We start from the raw sequence: 17959 nt of genomic DNA on the forward strand, positions 1-17959 counted from the left end.
TCTGGAAAGATGCCAGCGCAATGTCACAGTCATCGAAGCCGCAACCGGCCGGCGCCGCCGCCCCCTCCGTTCCGACCAGCGCCGACGTCGCCCGCCTGGCCGGTGTCTCCCGCGCCACCGTGTCGTACGTGCTCAACAACGCCGAAGCGGTCCGGATCAGCGAACCCACCCGCCGCAAGGTCCGCGAGGCCGCCGAGGAACTGGGTTACGTCCCGCACGCCGCCGCCCGCAGCCTGCGCGCCGGGCACACCCGGATCGTCCTGCTGCCCACCCCGCACATCCCCATCGGCCCGCTCTACAGCCGCTTCCTCAACGAACTCCAGTGGGCCCTGCGCCGCCTCGACTACACCGTCGTGCAGTACGGCAGCCTCGGACTCAGCGGCGACCAGGCCGCCCGCGCCTGGGCGGAGCTGCGCCCCGTCGCCGTGATCTCCCTCGGCGAGATCACCCTCTCCCCGCGCAACGTCGCCACCCTCAAACGCGCCGGCGCCCGCGCCGTCATCACCCTCGGCCCCCGCACCGTCGCCGGAGCCCACGCCCTCCTCATGGACCAGACCGAGGTCGGCGCCCGGGCAGCCGCCCACCTCGCCGAGCGCGGCCGCCGTCGGATCGGCGTCGTCGTCCCCGAGGAGGAGGGCCTGGAACTCTTCTCCGCCCCCCGCCTCGAAGGCGCACGCACCGTCGCCGCCACCGCCGGCGTGCACGTCGAACCGCTCCCCATGAGCTACACCGAGGTCTCCGCCGAACGCCTCGCCGCCCGCTGGCCCGCCCTCGGCCTCGACGCCGTCTTCGCCTACAACGACGAGTACGCCATGCTCCTGATGCGCGCCCTCCAGGACGCCGGCCTCCGCGTCCCCGAGGACGTGGCCGTCGTCGGCGCGGACGACCTCCTCATCGGCCGGCTGCTCCGCCCCCGGCTGAGCACCGTCCAGCTGGAGATGCCCACCGGCGACAGCCTCGCCGAGCTGGTCGACCGGGTGGTCCGCGAACCCGCCGAGCCCCAGGAGCACCACGACCTGATGGCCGCCCGGCTGGTCCACCGCGAATCCAGCTGACCCGGACGCCGCCCGGCGGCGCGGCGGCCTCCCGGCCCGCCCCGAGTCACCCCGCCCCGAGTCACCCCGCCCCGCCCCCGGATGCCGTCTGCGCAGGTCAGCGGGGGTCACCGTTGACACGCGGCGGTGGCGGGCGGAGACTGCGGGCGCGTTGATCAGACGCGCCCCCGCGCAGCGGCACCCCCGCACGCGCCCCGCAGTCCCCGCACGGACCGGCCCAGGAGAGACCCCGATGAGCATCCGCGACGTGTACATCGTCGACGCCGTCCGCACCCCGATCGGCAAGTTCGGCGGTGCGCTGGCCGGGGTCCGCCCCGACGACCTGGCCGCGCACGTCGTTCGCGCTCTGGTGGACCGTACGCCCGATCTCGACCCCGCCCGGATCGACGACGTCGTCTTCGGCGACGCCAACGGCGCCGGCGAGGACAACCGCGACGTGGCCCGGATGGCCGTGCTCCTCGCCGGCCTGCCCGTGTCCGTCCCCGGCGTGACCGTGAACCGCCTCTGCGGCTCCGGCATGGAGGCCGTCGTCCAGGCCGCCCGCGCCATCGCCCTCGGCGACGCCTCGGTGGCCGTCGCGGGCGGCGTGGAGTCGATGACCCGCGCCCCCTGGGTGGTGCAGAAGCCCGAGCGGGCCTTCCCCGCCGGCCACCAGCAGATGTGGTCCACCACCCTCGGCTGGCGGATGACCAACCCGCGGATGCCCGAGGAGTGGACCGTCTCCCTCGGCGAGGGCGCCGAACTCGTCGCCGACAAGCACGGCATCACCCGCGAGGCCCAGGACGCCTTCGCGCTGGAGAGCCACCGCAAGGCGGCCGCCGCCTGGTCCGCGGGCCTGTACGACGGCGAGGTCGTCCCGTACCCGGGCGTCGAGCTGGTACGCGACGAGTGCATCCGGGAGGGCTCGACCCCCGAGGCCCTGGCCCGGCTCAAGCCCGCGTTCCGCCCGGACGGCACCGTGACGGCCGGCAACGCCTCCCCGCTCAACGACGGCGCCGCCGCCCTGCTCCTGACCGACGAGGAGGGGCTGCGGGCCACCGGCCGCGAGCCGCTCGCCCGCATCCGCACCTCCGCCGTCACCGGCATCGAGCCGCACCTGTTCGGGCTCGGCCCGGTGGACGCCGTCCAGCGCGCCCTCGCCAAGGCCGGCCGCGGCTTCGGCGACCTGACCACCTTCGAGCTGAACGAGGCCTTCGCCGCCCAGGCCCTGGGCTGCCTGGCCGAGTGGCCCGAACTCGACCCCGCCCTGGTCAACCCGCGCGGCGGCGCCATCGCCATCGGCCACCCGCTCGGCGCCTCCGGCGCCCGGCTCGCGGGCTCCGTCGCCCACCAGCTGGCCGCGGCCGGCTCCGGCACCGGCCTCGCGGCCCTGTGCATCGGCGTCGGCCAGGGCATCGCGCTGGTCCTGGAACGCTGACCGCCAGGCGACCGGCCGGCGAACGTTTCCGGTCACCAACTGCCTGATAACCGGCCTGATATGGGGACCGGCCGTGGCTAGCATGACGCGTGCCCGCTGCCCGGCCGGGCCCCCGCCGCCCGGGCGCCCACCCCCGAAAGGCGCCGTCATGCCGCTGCTCGACCCCGCCACCTGGCAGTCCGCCGCTCCGCTCACGGGCGGCACCGCCCCGGTCGTCGAGCCCGCGACCGGCGACACCCTCGCCACCGTCGAACTCGCCGTTCCCGCCGACGTGTCCGCCGCGGCGGCCCGGGCCGCCGCCGCGCAGCGCGCGTGGGGCCGCGCCCCGTACACCGAGCGGGCGGCCGTGCTGCGCCGGGCCGGCGACCTGCTCGCCGAGCACGCGGCCGAGCTGCGCACCTGGATCGTGCGGGAGACCGGCTCCATACCGGGCAAGGCCGACTTCGAGCTGGGCACCGCCGCCCAGGAGTGCTACGAGGCGGCCGCCCTGGCCTCCCGTCCGGGCGGCCAGGTGCTGCCGTCCGCCGAGCCCCGGCTCTCGTACACGCGGCGCGTGCCGGCCGGGGTGGTCGGGGTGATCGCGCCGTTCAACGTGCCGCTGGTGCTGGCCGTGCGCTCGGTGGCCCCGGCGCTGGCGCTGGGCAACGCGGTGCTGCTCAAGCCGGACGCGCGGACCGCCGTCTCCGGCGGCCTGGCCCTGGCGGCCGTACTCGCAGCCGCCGGCCTGCCCGAGGGGCTGCTGCACGTGCTGCCCGGCGGGCGGGACACCGGGGCGGCGCTGGTGGCCGAACCCCGGGTGCGGGTGGTGTCGTTCACCGGCTCCACCGAGTCCGGGCGGGCGGTCGGCGCGGCCGCCGGGCGTGAACTCAAGCGGGCCCACCTGGAGTTGGGCGGCAACTCCGCCCTCGTCGTGCTGGCGGACGCAGACGTCGAGGCCGCCGTGGGGCAGGCGGCCTGGGGCTCCTTCTTCCACCAGGGCCAGATCTGCATGACCGCGGGCCGCCACCTGGTCCACGAGTCGCTGTACGCGGAGTACGTCGAGCGGCTCGCCGAGCGCGCCGAGTCGCTGGCCGTCGGCGACCCGCACCGCGAGCAGGTGCACCTCGGGCCGCTGATCGACCGCGGTCAGCTCGACCGGGTGCACGCGCTGGTGGAGGCGAGCGCCGCCCAGGGCGCCAAGCTGGTCGCGGGCGGCACGTACCGGGGGCTGTTCTACCGGCCGACCGTGCTGGCCGGCGTCACCGACGACACCCCCGCCTACCGGGAGGAGGTGTTCGGGCCGGTCGCACCCGTACGCTCCTTCGCGACCCTGGACGAGGCGGCGGAGCTGGCCGCGGCGGGTCCGTACGGGCTGTCCCTGGGCATCGTCACACGTGACATCGCACTCGGCCTGGAGCTGGCCGACCGCATCCCGACCGGCATCGCCCACGTCAACGACCAGACGGTGAACGACGAGGCCGTCGCGCCCTTCGGCGGAGTCGGCGCCTCCGGCACCGGGGCCCGCTTCGGCGGCGAGGCCAACCTGGACGCCTTCACGGAACTCCGCTGGACCACGGTGAGGCGCGAGCCGGCCGGGTACCCGTTCTGAGGGGGACCTCCGTACGGGGCGTGCCGGGCGGCCCCCGGCACGAACCGGAATACCCGGCACCCGCCAGCGGTTGACGGGGACGCCTGAGCAGGGCCTCGGAACGGGGCCCGCGGTTGACGAAAGCAGGGACGACGCGATGGCCACCGTAGAGCTGACCAAGGACAACTTCGACCAGGTCGTGAGTGAGAACGACTTCGTCCTGATCGACTTCTGGGCGTCCTGGTGCGGCCCGTGCCGGCAGTTCGCCCCCGTTTACGAGCGGGCCTCCGACACCCACTCCGACCTGCTCTTCGGCAAGGTCGACACCGAGGCACAGCAGGAGCTGGCCGCGGCCTTCGGGATCTCCTCCATCCCCACCCTCATGATCGTCCGAGACCGCGTGGCGATCTTCGCCCAGCCCGGCGCGCTCCCCGAGGCGGCCCTGGAGGACGTGATCGGCCAGGCCCGCGCCCTGGACATGGACGAGGTCCGCAAGAAGATCGAGGCGGAGCAGGCGGGCGCGGGCGGCGGCACCACCGAGGCCTGACAGCCGGTCCCCGGCACCGCCGAAGCCCGCCCCGCCGGCGGGGCCTGTGCCCGCGGGAGCGCCCGGCACCCGCCCCGAGGCCGCGGAGGCGGCGCGTTGTGCCCACCCGCGCCGGCGCCGGCCGCCAGACTGACCGTATGACCGAAGCTGTGGAGTACGACGTCGTGGTGCTCGGCGGGGGACCGGCCGGCGAGAACGTGGTGGACCGGACCCGCGCCGCCGGGCTCAGCACCGCACTGGTGGAAGCGGAACTGATCGGGGGCGAGTGCTCGTACTGGGCCTGCGTCCCCAGCAAGGCGCTGCTGCGCCCCGCCCTGGCCCGGGCGGACGCGCGGCGGGTGCCGGCCCTGCGGGACGCGGTCGCGGGACCGCTCGACGCGGCGGCCGCGCTGGCCCACCGCGACTACTGGACCGGCCACTGGAAGGACGACGGCCAGGTCGACTGGCTCGACTCCATCGGCGCCCACGTCTACCGCGGCCACGGCCGCCTCCACGGCACCAGGAAGGTCGTCGTCACCAGCCCGGAGGGCGAGCACCACGTGCTCTCCGCCCGGCACGCGGTGGTCGTCGCCACCGGCAGCCGCGCCCGCCTCCCCGACCTGCCGGGCCTGACCGGGGCCCGCCCGTGGACCGGGCGCGAGGCGACCTCCTCCCCGCACGTGCCGGGGCGCCTGACGGTCGTCGGCGGCTCGGTGGTGGCCGTCGAGATGGCCACCGCCTGGCAGGCGCTGGGCTCCGCGGTCACCGTACTGGCCCGCGGTTCCGGGCTGCTGCCCCGGATGGAGTCCTTCGCGGGCGAGCTGGTGGCGGACGGCCTGCGCGAGGCGGGCGCGGTGGTCCGCACCGGCACCACGGTCGAGGCGGTGGTGCGCGACGGCAGCACCGGACCGGTCACGGTGGTCCTGGCGGGCGGCGAGACGATCGAGTCGGACGAGCTCCTCTTCGCGACCGGCCGCACCCCGCGCACCGAGGACATCGGGCTGGAGACGGTGGGCCTGACGCCCGGCGACTGGCTGCCCGTGGACGACGGCTGCCGGGTGCCGGGCCACGACTGGCTGTACGCGGTCGGGGACGTCAACCACCGCGCCCTGATGACCCATCAGGGCAAGTACCAGGCCCGGATCGCGGGCGGGGCCATCGCGGCCAGGGCGGCCGGGGTGCCGGTCCTGGAGACCGACCGCTGGGGGGCGCACACGGCCACGGCGGACGTCGAGGCGCTGCCGCAGGTGGTGTTCACCGACCCCGAGGTGGCCTCGGTGGGCCTGACGCTCGCGGCGGCCGAGGAGGCCGGCCGCCGGGCGCGGGCGGTCGACTACGACCTCGGCAGGGTCTCCGGCGCCGGGCTGTACGCCGACGGCTACCGCGGGCACGCCCGGATGGTCGTGGACCTGGACCGCGAGACGGTGCTCGGCGCGACCTTCGTGGGGCCCGGTGCCGGCGAACTGCTGCACGCCGCGACGATCGCGGTCGCGGGCGAGGTACCGCTGGCCCGCCTCTGGCACGCGGTCCCCGCCTTCCCGACCGTCAGCGAGGTCTGGCTCCGCCTCCTGGAGACCTACCGCGGCTGACGGGTCGGGCCGCCCCCGGCCGCCCGTGACCCGCCCGGGCCCTTCCGCCGCCGTCCGCGACGGGGGTCCGGGCCCTTCCGCCGTCCGTGGCGGGTCCGCCCGGGCGCACGGCGGCGGCGCGTCGGCGCGGCGGCGCGTCGGCGCGTCGGCCCGGTCCCGGGCGCGGCTGGTCCCCAGGATGGGGTGCCGCGAACAGCCGGGAGGCGCCGTGCAGATCACCGAGGGGACCGTGCCCTTCCGGGGCAACCGCACCTGGTACCGGATCGCCGGGCCCTGGCCGGCCCGGGACCGGCCGCCGCTGCTGGTGCTGCACGGCGGCCCCGGCGTACCGCACGGCTACCTGTGGGACCTGTCGGACTTCAGCTCGCGGGGCCGCACCGTGGTCTTCTACGACCAGTCGGGCTGCGGCCGCTCGGGCCCGCTCGCCGACCCGGCCGAGTGGACCGTCGCCACCTTCGCCGCCGAGATCGACGCGGTCCGGGCCGGCCTCGGGCTGGACCGGGTCCACCTCTTCGGGCATTCGTGGGGCGGAATGCTGGCGCTGTCGTACGCGCTGGGGCGGCCGGACGGGCTCGCGAGCCTGGTGCCGGCCGGCACGCCGGCCGCCTCGGCGCTCTTCGCGGCCGGGGTGCGCGGCCTGCCGGCCACCCTGCCGGGGACGGTCGCCGAGACTCTCGCCCGGCATGAGGAGGCGGGGACGACCGACAGCGAGGAGTACCAGGCCGCGGCCGGTGAGTTCTACGTACGGTGGATGTGCCGTGTGACACCGTACCCGGACCACGTCGCCGAGGCTTCGGCGCGACGAACCGGGAGCTGTACGGGGCGATGGTCGGCGCCGAGTGGAACCTCACCGGCAGTCTCGCGGACTGGGACGTGACCGCCCGGCTCCCGGAGCTGCGCCTGCCCGTCCTGATCACCACGGGACGGTACGACGAGCTCACTCCGGAAGCCGTGCGGCCGCCGGCCGAGGGGATCCCCGGCGCCCGGTGGGAGGTGTTCGAGCACAGTGCCCACCTCGCGACGGCCGAGGAGCCCGAGCGCTACCGCGCCGTGGTCGACGGCTTCCTGACGGAGGCCGAGGCGGCCGGCTGACGCCGGGCTCCGGCGGCCGGCGCGGGTGGGGGGCGGGGTCGGTCAGTCGAGGTGGTAGCTGTCCCCGTAGACCTTCCAGTCCAGCGGAGTGCGCAGTTCGAGGTTGCGCTTGCGGAGGAAGACGCGCTGGGCGGTGTCCACGCGGCTGGTGTCGCTGTGGGCCTCCTCCTGCCGCATGGCCCAGACGCGGGCGTCGAGGAACGCGCCGATCCAGGTCACCTCGTCGCCGCCCTGGGCCGGCGGCTTGGCCGAACGCAGCGCCCGCTTGCGGATGTTGCGGAAGCTGGTGGAGTCCGTGCCGTCGCCGTGCATCACGATGGCGTCGTAGTACGTGAACTGGCCCAGCACGCCGATGCCGTCGGCCTTGCCCTGCCGTACGGCCGGGTTGAAGTAGACGCGGTCGCGCTCGTCGTCCTGGGCCTTGCGGAAGACGGGGTCCTGGGCCGCGGTGCGCCAGTCGCGCGTGAAGTTCGGGTCCAGGCCGTCGTGGGAGTCGGAGCCGTCGACCTCGCGCAGGGCGGGGAGGTAGCGGGACAGGACGTTGCCGGGCTTGCGGCGGTCGTACAGCTCGACCAGGTCCAGCATGTCCCCGGTGCCGGAACAGAAGCCGATGATGCCCGCCGTGTATCCGCGGCCGTCGTCGATGTCCTCGATGTACTTGTACTGGGCCTTCCAGTCGAGCGAGGAGTTCTCGGCGCTGGAGACCAGCTTCATGGCGATCTCCTTCTTCGCCGGGTCGTCGAGGCCGAGCGCGGCGGCCTGCGGGGTGCTCGTGCCGGCGGCCAGGGCGGTGGCCGGCACGGCGAGGGCGGCGGCGCCCAGGAGGGCCCCGGTGAGCAGGGTCCGACGTGAGGGGTTCGGGCGCCGGTGGGGGGCTGTCACGGTACCTCCAGTGATTGACAGTAAACTTTCCTGTCAGTCTGGTGGGGGTGGCGTGCTCGCGTCAATGGGGCGGCTGGGGCAGGCTGTTGGGCCCGGCCGGCCGCTTCGCGCGGTCGGCCGAATCCCGGCGGCCCGCCGAGCGCCACCCTGCGAAAGCGGCACCCCGCGCATAGGGTGGGCGGCGTGCGACGCACGCCGCCGCCCCGCACCAGGAAAGGCCGCCCCACATGTCCGACACGATGCGCGCCATGACCTACAACCGCTTCGGAGGCCTGGAGGTACTGGAACTGACGCAGCGTCCGCTGCCCAAAGTGGCACCGGGCGAGGTCCTCGTCCGGGTGCGGCGGGCCGCGGTCAACCCGGTCGACTGGAAGCTGATGTCGGGCGGCCTCGACGGCGCCATGGACACGCTCTTCCCCGTCGTCCCGGGCTGGGACGTGGCCGGGGTGGTCGAACGCCTCGGCATCGACGTGCCCGAGTTCGCGCCGGGCGACGAGGTCATCGCGTACGCGCGGAAGGACTACGTGCACGGCGGCACCTTCGCCGAGTTCGTCAGCGTCCCCGTCCGCGCCCTGGCGCCCAAGCCCGCCGCGCTGAGCTGGGACGAGGCGGCCGGCCTGCCGCTGGCCGGGCTCACCGCGTACCAGCTGCTCACCCGGCTCGGGGTGGGCAGGAAGGACACCGTGCTGATCCACGGCGCGGCCGGGGGAGTGGGCTTCCTCGGCGTGCAGATCGCCCGCGCCCTCGGCGCCCGGGTCATCGGCACCGCCTCGCCCCGCAACCACGACCGGCTCCGCGAGGCCGGTGCCGAGCCCGTGGAGTACGGGGACGGCCTGGTCGGCCGGGTGCGCGCGCTCGCCCCCGACGGCGTGACCGTGGTCGCCGACTTCGTCGGCGGGGTGGTGGACGTGACGCGCGCCGTGCTCGCCGACGGCGGCCGGCACGCCTCCATCGCCGACCATGCGGTGCTGGCCGAGGGCGGTCAGTGGATGTGGGTGCGCCCCGTCGGCAAGGACCTCGAAGCACTCGGCCAACTCGCCGACAGCGGACGCCTGACCGTGCCCGTGGCGCAGGTCTTCCCCCTGGAGGAACTGGCCGACGCCTTCGCACTCAGCCAGACCGGCCACGTGCACGGGAAGATCGTCATCTCGGTCTGAACGGGTCGCCGTACGACTCACCAGACGGGGATGTCGGCCGCCTCCGTCGGTCCCAGGTCGGGACGGTCCCTCAACTCCACCAGCATGCCCGGCTCGTGGAGCTCCAGCACCACCAGTTCGTTGACGCCCGACCGCCACAGCGGGGCCGGCGCGTACAGCGTGCGCTGCGGTCCCCGGTCCCAATACCTGCCCAGATGGAAGCCGTTGAGCCACACCGCCCCCTTGGTCCAGCCGGGCAGCGCGAGGAACCCGTCGGCGGGAGAGGCGACTTCGAGCTCCAGCCGGTGGAAGGCCGGCCCCCCAGCCCCGCCGGGCGCACCGAACTCCAGGCCGGACAGGTCCGCCAGCGGAAGGGGCCGGACCTCCCAGCCGAACTGGTACTGGTTGTCCAGCCGCACCCCGCCGGTGATCCCCTTGCGATCGGCCAGCAGCGGACCGTAGTTGATGCGTCCCATGTTCTCCACGAGCAGCTCCAGCACCGCGCCGCCCGCCGGCACGGCGACCGGCAGCGCCTCCTCCGGCCGGTCCCGCTCCAGCACCCCGAGCGGGTGCCCGTCGAGGAGGACCAGCGCCCGGTCGGCGAGCCCGTCCACCCGCAGCTCCGCCCCGTCCAGCGGCCCGCGCAGCCGGGTCCGGTAGTGGATCAGGCCGAGGTTCTGGCCGAAGGCCTCCATCGGCTCGGGTTCGAGGCGGTGGTGTACGTCGGCCAGCGCGTCCAGCGACCCGATCAGCGAGACGCTCCCGCCGACGGCGGCGGCGGCCGGGGCCAGCCGGGCGGGTGCCCCGGGCAGCGGGTCTCCGGGCACCGGCAGGTGACGGGCGATCACCTCCCGGAACAGGTGGAACTTCTCGGTCAGTTCACCCGCCTCGCCGACCGGGGCGTCGTAGTCGTAGCTGGTGGTGTCGGGACGGTAGCGGCCGTCCTCGTGGTTGGCGCCGTTCCACCAGCCGAAGTTGGTGCCCCCGTGGCCCATGTAGATGTTGACGGAGGCGCCGGCGGTCAGCAGGCGGTCGAGCACGCCCGCGGCCTCCTTGGCGTCCCGGGTGCGGTGCGGGCCGCCCCAGTGGTCGAACCAGCCGTGCCAGAACTCCATGCAGACCAGAGGGCCTTGGGGCTGGTGGCGGCGCAGGCAGTCGAGTGCGGCGTCGGGGCGCGAGCCGAACGTGCCGGTGGTCAGCAGCCCGGGCAGGGTGCCGCCCAGCTGGAAGCCGTCCGCCGCGCCGTCGGCGGTGAACAGCAGGCAGTCCACGCCCCGCCGGACCAGACCGTCCCGCAGGTGCTCCAGGTAGCCGGTGTCGTTGCCGTAACTGCCGTACTCGTTCTCGACGGCCATCGCGACGACCGGGCCGCCCGCGGAGGCGAGCAGCGGCAGCAGGCGCGGCACGAGCAGGTCGAACCAGGCGTCGACGGCGGCCAGGTAGGGGGCGTTGCCGCGGCGGAGCCGCATCGCCGGGTCGGCCGACAGCCAGCCGGGCAGTCCGCCTGCCTCCCACTCGGCGCAGATGTACGGGCCCGGGCGGACGATCACGTCCAGGTCCAGCTCGCCGGCGAGCCGGATGAAGGCGGCCACGTCGCGGTCCCCGTCGAAGTCGGCCCGCCCCGGCGTGGGCTGGTGGAAGTTCCAGGCGACGTACGTCTCGACGGTGTTGACGCCCATCGCCCGCAGCCGCTGCAGCCGGTCCCGCCACAGTTCGGGGCGGACCCGGAAGTAGTGGATCGCGGCGGACACGATGCGGTGCGGCCGGCCGTCGCGCCGGAACATGTCACCGGTCACATCGAGCCGGCGGGAGCCGACGGCGGCGGTGGCGGCGGACCCGGGCACGTCGGCACCTTCGGACGCGGGGGACGCGGGGGACGCGGGAGACGCGGGGGATGTGGGGGAGGCAGGGGACGCGGGGGACGGCGGAGACGGCTCGGGGAGCGGGGACGGCTGGGGCGGCCGGTGCGGCGGTGGCGTCATGGGGGCATCCTGATCGAGGATCCCGGGCGGGGCGCGGTCCTTGACTACGCTGTGACCCGCGCGGCCAGCACGGCGATGTCGTCCTCGGCCCGGGCGGCGGACAGGTGGGCCAGCACCCGGTCGAGCGCCTCCGCCAGGGGCAGCTCGGGGGCCACCTCCAGCCCGACCAGCCTGGCGAGCGAGCGGTCGATGTCCTCCCCGCGCCGCTCGACCAGCCCGTCGGTGAACAGCAGCAGCACGCACCCGGGCCGCAGCCCGTACCGGATCTCCGTGTACTCGGCCAGGCCCGACCCGAGGGGCGGCCCCGGCTCCACCGGCACCAGCACCGACGCCTCCTCCGGCCGCAGCACGACCGGCGGCAGGTGGCCCGCGCTGGCGTACGTACACAGGCCCTGCCGCGTGTCGACGCTGACCAGCAGGCAGGTGGCCACCCGGTCGAACCCGGAGCGCGCGACCATGGCGTCCGCGTACCGCAGGATCTCGCGCGGCGGGTGCCCGGAGACGGCGAGCGCGCGGATCATCGACCGGTAGTGGCTCATCGCCACCGCGGCCTCCACCCCGTGCCCCATGACGTCGCCCATCACCAGCAGCGTCCGCCAGCCGGGCAGCGCGATCGAGTCGTACCAGTCGCCGCCCACCAGCGCGCCGTTGCCGGACGGCAGGTAGCGGGCCGCCACCTCCAGGTCGGGGTGCGGGAGGGAGGGCTCGGAGAGCAGCGCGCGCTGGAGTTCGAGGGCCATCGTGTGCTCGCGGGTGAACCGCTCGGCCTTGGCGAGGCTGAGCGAGGCGCGCTCGGCCAGGCTCTGCGCCACCAGCACGTCCTCCGGACCGAAGACGGGCGAGGCCCCGGCCCGGACCAGCGTGAGCGTGCCCAGGGGGTGGTCGGGGGCCAGCAGCGGCACGACGAGGGAGGAGTGGATGCCGGCGGCCCGGTACGCGGCCACCCGCTCCGCGCTCGGGGCCGCCTTGCTCATCACCTCGTCGGAGGAGAGGTTGTCCATCCAGGGGTGCCCGGTCTCCAGGCTGCGCCGGATGGCCGCGCCGGGCTGCAGGTCGACGTACGAGCCCGCGGTCCCGAAGGCGGCCACGTGCGCGGTGAGCTGGGGGACGGAGGCCATGGCCGCGCGGCGCAGCCGGAGGATGCCGGGCGGGGGGAGGGGATGGCCGTTGGGCTCCTCCGGGATGAGGAGCTCGACGCTGGCCGCGTCGGCCAGGCCGGGCACGAGGAATTCGGCCAGTTCGCGGCAGGTGGTGTCGACGTCGAGGGTGGTGCCGATCCGGACGGCCGCGGTGTCGAGCAGGATCAGCCGCTCGTGGGCCCGCTCCAGGGACCGCTGGTGCTCGCGGGATGCGCTGATCTCCAGGCCGATGCCCACCAGGCCGAGGACCTCGCCGTCCTCCTCCAGGCGGTGATATGTCACACGCCACACCCTGCTCTCGTGGGGTGAGTCGGCCAGGGTGCTGCCCGTGCCGACCACCTCACGGGGCTGTCCGTCCCGCAGCACGTCGTACAGGGCCTCGTCGGGCCGCCGGACGGCCGGCAGCAGCTCGGCGAGGGTGTGCCCCAGGTGCTCTTCGGCGGGGATGCCGGTCATCACGGCCATGTGGGGGTTGACGTAGAGGTAGCGCAGCTCGGTGTCGAGCACGGCCACCCCCGCCAGGGTGCCGTGCAGGATCTGGCGCAGCAGGCGGTACTCGCGGGCCAGGGTCCGCCCGGCCGCGGCGATCACCGCCTCGGCGTCCGCCGAGAAGAGGTACGGCCCCGGGTACGCCGGGTCGGGGCCCTCCGCGCACATCCGCCTGCCTCCTCGCCGCCCGGGGGCGCCGACCGCCCTCGGTCCCCATGGTCGGCCACGGGGCGGCCGACGGCATGCGGGACGGGGCGGCCGGTCCGGCCGTCAGCGGGTCTTGACCGCGCGGAGCACCACGAACTTGGCGTCGCTGGCCACCAGCTCGCAGTTGCCGAAGAGGCGGCGCAGTTTCAGGTGGTAACCGAGGTGGCGGTTGCCGATGACCCACAGCTCGCCGCCCTTGCGCAGGGCGCGGCGGGACCCCGAGAACATCCGCCAGGCGGTGGCGTCGGTGAGCGACTGGTGGGAGTGGAACGGCGGGTTGTTGAGCACCGCGTCCACCGAGTTCGCCGGGAGGTCGGCGATGCCGTCGCCCACCAGGAACCGGGGGATGCCGAGGGCGCCCGGGCCGATGTTCTCCCGGTACGTGGCCTCCGCGGAGGCCACCGCCTGGTACGACTCGTCGGTGAAGATCACGTCGGCCTCGGGGCTGCCCTTGGCGAGGGCGGTGCCGACCACGCCGTTGCCGCAGCCGAGGTCCACGATGGTGCCGGGGCCCCGCCACGGCGGCAGGTGGGCCAGCAGGAAGCGGGTGCCGATGTCGAGGCGGTCGGCGCAGAAGACGCCGGCGTGGTTGGTGACGGTGAGGCCCTCGGCCGGGCCCGCGCCGGCCTCCGGTCCCAGGGTGTAGACCAGCGGCCAGGGGCTGGGCACGGGCTTCTCGCGGGGCTCGGGCGTGGCGAAGATCAGCCGGGCCTTCTTCTCCGCGAGGGAGGTGACGGTCGGGCCGATGATCCGCTCGAAGAGGTCCAGGGTCGAGGTGTGGATCTCCTTGACCATGCCGGTGCCGATCACGACGCTGCCGGCGTGCAGGGAGGGCGCCAGACGGCAGAGCTGGTCCTCCAGCAGCGCCAGGCTCTTCGGGACCCGTACGAGCAGGACGTCGATGCGGGTCGGCGGCTCGTCCTGGGTGGTGAGGAGGCGTACGCCGTCCTCGGGCACGCCGGCCCGGGCGAGGTTGGCCTCGGTGGCCCGGCGGCCCAGGTACGAGTCGGTGATCTGGGTCAGGGAGGCGGCGCGCCCGGCGAGGGCGGTGGCCAGGGCGCCCCAGCGGTCACCGAACACGGTGACATTGCACTGTGACACGTCAACGGCCGGCACCTCCCCGGTGCCGCCGACCAGGTGCCTCAGCAGGTACTCGTCGGAGGCGTCCCAGGCGCGCAGCTGGTCGCGGGGGTCCTCGGGGAAGCGGGTGAGGCCGTAGTCGCCCCAGGACGTCGTCAAGCGGTTCTCAGTGGTGCCAGTCATCGTGGCCCCAGGCTAGCCGAGCCGCCCCGCCCCGGCCGCCGCGCGGCCCCGGGGCCGGCCCGGGGGAGAGGCGTCTGGCCCCGCGGCCGTTGCCGGCAGTCCGCCGCGCTCCGGGCCGCACCCACTCCAGCGCCTCCCTGCCGGCCCGCACCGCACGCCGTCCGCCCGCGCGCGCCACGCCACGCCGTCCCGCCCCCGGGCTCACTCCTCGCCGAAGTCGCCGGACATCGCGGCCGCCAGCCGCAGGTACGGAGCCGCCTCGGCCCGGCGGCCCTGCCGCTCCAGCGTCCGCCCCAGCATCAGCTGGGCGTAGTCCTCCACCGGCCAGCGCTCCAGGACGGCCCGCAGCTCCGCCTCGGCCCGCCGCAGCTGGGCCGAGTGGTAGTAGGCGCGGGCCAGCAGCAGCCGCGGCGCGAGCTGCTCGGGCGCCTCCGCGGCCAGCGGCTCCAGCACCCGCGCGGCCGTGGCGTACTCCTTGGCGTCGAAGAACAGCCCGGCCCGCTCCCAGCGCTCGGCCGCCGTGCCGTGGTCGTAGTAGTGCTCCGCACGCTCGGTCATCTCGCCGCTCGTCCTCTCTCGTCTCTCGGGTGCTCCATGGCCTCAACACCCACAGAAGGTTTAACATTCCACTACGTAGGGCGAGCATCCGGCGCGGTACGGGGCCGCGCCCCGCCCCCGCGGGACTAGGTTGTGGACATGAGCAATCTCGATCGCCAGGCAACGCTCTCCGTGTGCGGCGGCCGCGGCTTCGTCGTCGCCGAACCCGTACGCGAACTCCTCACCCCGCGCCAGGTCAGGCTGGGTGAATCCACCGAGGTGCGCAGACTGCTCCCGAACCTCGGGCGCCGGATGGTGGGCGCCTGGTGTTTCGTCGACCACTACGGCCCCGACGACATCGCCGACGAGCCCGGCATGCAGGTCCCGCCGCACCCACACATGGGCCTCCAGACCGTCAGCTGGCTCCACCAGGGCGAGGTGCTGCACCGCGACAGCGTCGGCAGCCTGCAGACCGTACGCCCCCGCGAACTGGGCCTGATGACCTCCGGCCGCGCGATCAGCCACTCCGAGGAGAGCCCCCGCTCCCACGCCCGCTTCCTGGAGGGCGCACAGCTGTGGGTCGCCCTGCCCGACGAGCACCGCCACGTGGAGCCGCACTTCCAGCACCACGCCGAACTCCCGCACGTCACCGCGCCCGGCGTCGACGCCACGGTCATCCTGGGCACCCTCGACGGCGCCACCTCGCCCGGCACCACGTACAGCCCGCTGCTCGGCGCCGACCTCAGCCTGGTCTCCGGCACCGAGACCCGGCTCCCCCTGGAACCGGACTTCGAGTACGCGGTCCTCGCCATGTCCGGCGAGGCGTACGTCGACGGCGTCCCCGTGGTCCCCGGCTCGATGCTCTACCTCGGCTGCGGCCGCACCGAACTCCCCCTGCGCGCCGCGTCGGACGCCTCGGTGATGCTGCTCGGCGGCGAGCCGTTCGAGGAGGAGATCGTCATGTTCTGGAACTGGATCGGACGCTCCCACGAGGAGATCGCCGAGGCCCGCGAGGCGTGGATGACCGGCACCCGCTTCGGCGAGGTCAAGGGCTACGACGGCGCTCCGATTCCTGCTCCCGAGCTTCCGCCGACGCACCTGAAGCCCAGGGGAAGAGTGCGTTGACCTGTTGTTCTGTGCGGATCAGGGCTGGGTGAGACGTTCGCGCCCAGCCCTCCGCGGCCGGTACGGGCGTCCGTCAGCTGCGTCCGGTCCCGCTGCCTGTGGCGGTGACCAGCCAGGAACTGCTGCGCAGCCACACGGCCCCGTCCGCCTCGTGGCGGCGCAGGGTTTGCGTCAGCGCCTGGCGCGCCTCCACCTGCTCCGGTGGGGTGATCTGGCTGAGCAGGTGGCGTCCCGGGCCGGAGTCCAGCAGGAACGCCGCGGCATCGGCCGCGTCCGCGCCCCAGTCTCCCGGCACCTCGATCCGCTGCACGTCGACCCCGGTGAATCCGCCCGCGGCAAGCAGGTCGCGGATGCGGTCGGGGTCGGTGAGCGAGAACATGCCGGGTCCGCCGGGCTTGCCGAAGCCGCCGAGCGGCAGGATGCCCTCCAGTGATGCCAGCGCCTCAAGCCACTCGTTGGCCTCGGCTTCGGCGGCGCAGACGAACGCCAGTCGGCCGCCGGGCCGCAGCGCACCGTGGAGGTTGGCGAACGCCGTGACCGGGTCGGCGAAGAACGTCATGCCGTACCGGCTGATGACCGCGTCGAAGCACTCGGTGTCGAAAGGGTGCACCTGGGCGTCGCCCTGAACGAAGGAGACGTTCTCCACCCCTTCGCGCTGGGCGCCGGCGCGGGCCCTCTCCAGCATCGGACCGGACAGGTCCAGGCCGAGTGCCCGGCCACGGGCGGCGCGCCGGGCCGCGAGGAGGGTGCTGCGCCCGGCCCCGCAGCCGATGTCCAGCACGCGATCGGTTTCCGTGATGGCCGCGGCGTCCAGGAGCGGCTGGTTGAAGCCGTCGTTGACGGCGTCCCAGCGCTCCTGGCTGCGGGCCCACTGCTCGCCCTCGTAGCCGTTCCACGCCTCGGCCTGTGAGGTGTTGGCGATGCGACTCATGGCTGCTCCGTCCCGCCTGGGCACAGCGCGGCGCCCCGGCCCTAGTATGGGCAAGTGCCCAAACAGTATGGGCGATCGCCCGTACCTGCAACGGGCTTGAGGGGAGGGGTTGTTGTGTCACCTCGTGGAGTGGCGATTCCGGACCTGCGCGAGCGGTTGTTCGCGGCGGCGGAGCGTGTGGTGGCCCGTGACGGTGCGGCGGGCCTCACGAGCCGGGCCGTCACTGCTGAGGCCGACTGCGGCAAGGGTGTCCTGCACGCCCACTTCGCCGGTCTGGACGAGTTCGTCGCCGAACTGGTCCTGGACCGGTTCGCGCACAGCGCCCGCCAGGCCGAGGCGCTGGGCGAGAAGGTGGGGCGGGCCACCGTCGCGGAGAATCTCCAGAGCGTCGTCCTCGCCCTGCTCGGTGCTCTGCCTCCCGCGGTGGTGGGTCTGGCGCTCACGCGGCCGGCGGCTGCGCTCCGGACCCGGCAGGGCTTCCAGGCCGGAGCGCCTGCTTTCGACGCGATTCAGCATGCCTTCGCCGCCTACCTGAAGGCGGAGCAGCGTGCCGGCCGGATCGCAGCGGACGCCGACACCGCCACCATCGCGCTGGCGCTGGTCGGCACGGTGCATCACCTGCTGATGACACGCGTTCCCGGCCGCGGCGAGGAGCCGGAAACCGTCATCGGGCGGCTGCTGGCCGTGCTGCTGGGTGGTGCCGGGCAGCCGCCGACGGGGTGACGTCGGAGTCGGTGCCCGTGCGCGTGCCCGTGTCGTGGGACTGCCCAGCCGACGGGGTGGCAGGAGTGGTGCGGGCCGTGGTCGGCGGTGCCGCTTCCTGGTCTTCCGCGTTCGTCCAGGCAGGCATGGGAAGGGGCAAGACCACGGGGTCGGGCTGTCGTGCCCCGCGGGTGCCCTGTTCGGCTGGCCCTCCTCGGGAGCCGAGCCGCGGCTCAGGTCGCGGTGCCGCGGTGCGCCGCCAGGGGCGGGGGGTGATCCTGGCCTCAAGGACGCCGTACGGCTTCGCAGAAGGCGAACCT

Annotated in this window: 16 protein-coding genes; 10 read left to right on the forward strand and 6 right to left on the reverse strand. The window is 74.6% G+C overall.

Going from position 1 to position 17959, the window contains the following annotated elements; genetic code table 11:
* Window positions 1-20 precede the first annotated feature (20 nt).
* The 7 genes from ACIF6F_RS06400 to ACIF6F_RS06430 all read left to right on the forward strand — a co-directional run bounded on the left by ACIF6F_RS06400 (window position 21) and on the right by ACIF6F_RS06430 (window position 7246).
* Entirely contained in the window at window positions 21-1055 is a 1035-nt protein-coding gene (locus tag ACIF6F_RS06400) for a LacI family DNA-binding transcriptional regulator (protein ID WP_399941972.1), read from the forward strand.
* Window positions 1056-1287: 232 nt separating this feature from the next.
* A complete protein-coding gene (locus ACIF6F_RS06405; RefSeq protein WP_399941975.1) occupies window positions 1288-2472 on the forward strand; it encodes a thiolase family protein in 1185 nt (394 codons plus the stop codon).
* Window positions 2473-2620: 148 nt separating this feature from the next.
* Window positions 2621-4060, forward strand: coding sequence for an aldehyde dehydrogenase family protein (locus ACIF6F_RS06410; protein ID WP_399941978.1), 1440 nt, complete (start codon window positions 2621-2623; stop codon window positions 4058-4060).
* 136 nt (window positions 4061-4196) lie between these two features.
* Window positions 4197-4586, forward strand: coding sequence for a thioredoxin (gene trxA, locus ACIF6F_RS06415; protein ID WP_399941979.1), 390 nt, complete (start codon window positions 4197-4199; stop codon window positions 4584-4586).
* A 137-nt stretch (window positions 4587-4723) separates the two neighbouring features.
* Window positions 4724-6154 carry a dihydrolipoyl dehydrogenase family protein gene (locus tag ACIF6F_RS06420; RefSeq protein ID WP_399941981.1) on the forward strand — a complete coding sequence of 477 codons (1431 nt, stop codon included), beginning with the start codon at window positions 4724-4726 and terminating at the stop codon, window positions 6152-6154.
* A 208-nt stretch (window positions 6155-6362) separates the two neighbouring features.
* Window positions 6363-7031 (forward strand): alpha/beta fold hydrolase, encoded by a 669-nt coding sequence (locus ACIF6F_RS06425; RefSeq protein WP_399941984.1) that lies wholly within the window; start codon window positions 6363-6365, stop codon window positions 7029-7031.
* The gene (locus ACIF6F_RS06430; protein WP_399941987.1) at window positions 7028-7246 is read left to right on the forward strand and encodes an alpha/beta fold hydrolase; all 219 of its coding nucleotides are present in this window, start codon (window positions 7028-7030) and stop codon (window positions 7244-7246) included. The genes ACIF6F_RS06425 and ACIF6F_RS06430 overlap by 4 nt, the downstream gene beginning before the upstream one ends.
* A 42-nt stretch (window positions 7247-7288) precedes the next feature.
* Here the strand turns inward: ACIF6F_RS06430 and ACIF6F_RS06435 are convergent, their stop codons facing one another.
* Window positions 7289-8128, reverse strand: coding sequence for a chitosanase (locus ACIF6F_RS06435; protein ID WP_399941990.1), 840 nt, complete (start codon window positions 8126-8128; stop codon window positions 7289-7291).
* Window positions 8129-8367: 239 nt separating this feature from the next.
* Between ACIF6F_RS06435 and ACIF6F_RS06440 the strand changes: the two genes are divergently transcribed.
* Window positions 8368-9285 (forward strand): NADP-dependent oxidoreductase, encoded by a 918-nt coding sequence (locus ACIF6F_RS06440; RefSeq protein ID WP_399942212.1) that lies wholly within the window; start codon window positions 8368-8370, stop codon window positions 9283-9285.
* Between the two features lie 17 nt (window positions 9286-9302).
* Here ACIF6F_RS06440 and ACIF6F_RS06445 read toward each other — a convergent pair whose 3' ends face one another.
* From ACIF6F_RS06445 to ACIF6F_RS06460, 4 genes are all read right to left on the reverse strand, one after another.
* Window positions 9303-11108, reverse strand: coding sequence for a beta-galactosidase family protein (locus ACIF6F_RS06445; RefSeq protein ID WP_399941993.1), 1806 nt, complete (start codon window positions 11106-11108; stop codon window positions 9303-9305).
* A 182-nt stretch (window positions 11109-11290) separates the two neighbouring features.
* A complete protein-coding gene (locus tag ACIF6F_RS06450; protein WP_399941994.1) occupies window positions 11291-13042 on the reverse strand; it encodes a SpoIIE family protein phosphatase in 1752 nt (583 codons plus the stop codon).
* Window positions 13043-13144: 102 nt separating this feature from the next.
* Window positions 13145-14344: a methyltransferase gene (locus tag ACIF6F_RS06455; RefSeq protein ID WP_399941997.1), complete on the reverse strand. Its 1200-nt coding sequence runs from the start codon at window positions 14342-14344 to the stop codon at window positions 13145-13147.
* A 201-nt stretch (window positions 14345-14545) separates the two neighbouring features.
* Complete coding sequence (locus ACIF6F_RS06460) at window positions 14546-14902, reverse strand: tetratricopeptide repeat protein (protein ID WP_399941999.1); 357 nt, start codon at window positions 14900-14902, stop codon at window positions 14546-14548.
* 138 nt (window positions 14903-15040) lie between these two features.
* On the opposite strand from ACIF6F_RS06460, the gene ACIF6F_RS06465 reads away from it, so the two are divergent.
* Window positions 15041-16006, forward strand: coding sequence for a pirin family protein (locus tag ACIF6F_RS06465; RefSeq protein ID WP_399942001.1), 966 nt, complete (start codon window positions 15041-15043; stop codon window positions 16004-16006).
* A 73-nt stretch (window positions 16007-16079) separates the two neighbouring features.
* Here ACIF6F_RS06465 and ACIF6F_RS06470 read toward each other — a convergent pair whose 3' ends face one another.
* On the reverse strand, window positions 16080-16937 hold the full coding sequence (locus ACIF6F_RS06470) for a class I SAM-dependent methyltransferase (protein ID WP_399942004.1): 858 nt from the start codon (window positions 16935-16937) through the stop codon (window positions 16080-16082).
* Window positions 16938-17051: 114 nt separating this feature from the next.
* Here ACIF6F_RS06470 and ACIF6F_RS06475 point away from each other — a divergent pair, with 114 nt between their 5' ends.
* Window positions 17052-17660 carry a TetR/AcrR family transcriptional regulator gene (locus ACIF6F_RS06475; protein ID WP_399942006.1) on the forward strand — a complete coding sequence of 203 codons (609 nt, stop codon included), beginning with the start codon at window positions 17052-17054 and terminating at the stop codon, window positions 17658-17660.
* Window positions 17661-17959 lie beyond the last annotated feature (299 nt).

Origin of the sequence: Streptomyces sp. NPDC086023, assembly GCF_044540325.1 — a bacterium.
In the GTDB taxonomy this organism is placed as follows: domain Bacteria; phylum Actinomycetota; class Actinomycetes; order Streptomycetales; family Streptomycetaceae; genus Streptomyces.

Coding starts and splice junctions, on each gene's coding strand:
- ACIF6F_RS06400 (WP_399941972.1), top strand. CDS start 21: ATGTCACAGTCATCGAAGCCGCAACCGGCCGGCGCCGCCGCCCCCTCC.
- ACIF6F_RS06405 (WP_399941975.1), top strand. CDS start 1,288: ATGAGCATCCGCGACGTGTACATCGTCGACGCCGTCCGCACCCCGATC.
- ACIF6F_RS06410 (WP_399941978.1), top strand. CDS start 2,621: ATGCCGCTGCTCGACCCCGCCACCTGGCAGTCCGCCGCTCCGCTCACG.
- trxA (WP_399941979.1), top strand. CDS start 4,197: ATGGCCACCGTAGAGCTGACCAAGGACAACTTCGACCAGGTCGTGAGT.
- ACIF6F_RS06420 (WP_399941981.1), top strand. CDS start 4,724: ATGACCGAAGCTGTGGAGTACGACGTCGTGGTGCTCGGCGGGGGACCG.
- ACIF6F_RS06440 (WP_399942212.1), top strand. CDS start 8,368: ATGCGCGCCATGACCTACAACCGCTTCGGAGGCCTGGAGGTACTGGAA.
- ACIF6F_RS06450 (WP_399941994.1), bottom strand. CDS start 13,042: ATGTGCGCGGAGGGCCCCGACCCGGCGTACCCGGGGCCGTACCTCTTC.
- ACIF6F_RS06455 (WP_399941997.1), bottom strand. CDS start 14,344: ATGACTGGCACCACTGAGAACCGCTTGACGACGTCCTGGGGCGACTAC.
- ACIF6F_RS06460 (WP_399941999.1), bottom strand. CDS start 14,902: ATGACCGAGCGTGCGGAGCACTACTACGACCACGGCACGGCGGCCGAG.
- ACIF6F_RS06465 (WP_399942001.1), top strand. CDS start 15,041: ATGAGCAATCTCGATCGCCAGGCAACGCTCTCCGTGTGCGGCGGCCGC.
- ACIF6F_RS06470 (WP_399942004.1), bottom strand. CDS start 16,937: ATGAGTCGCATCGCCAACACCTCACAGGCCGAGGCGTGGAACGGCTAC.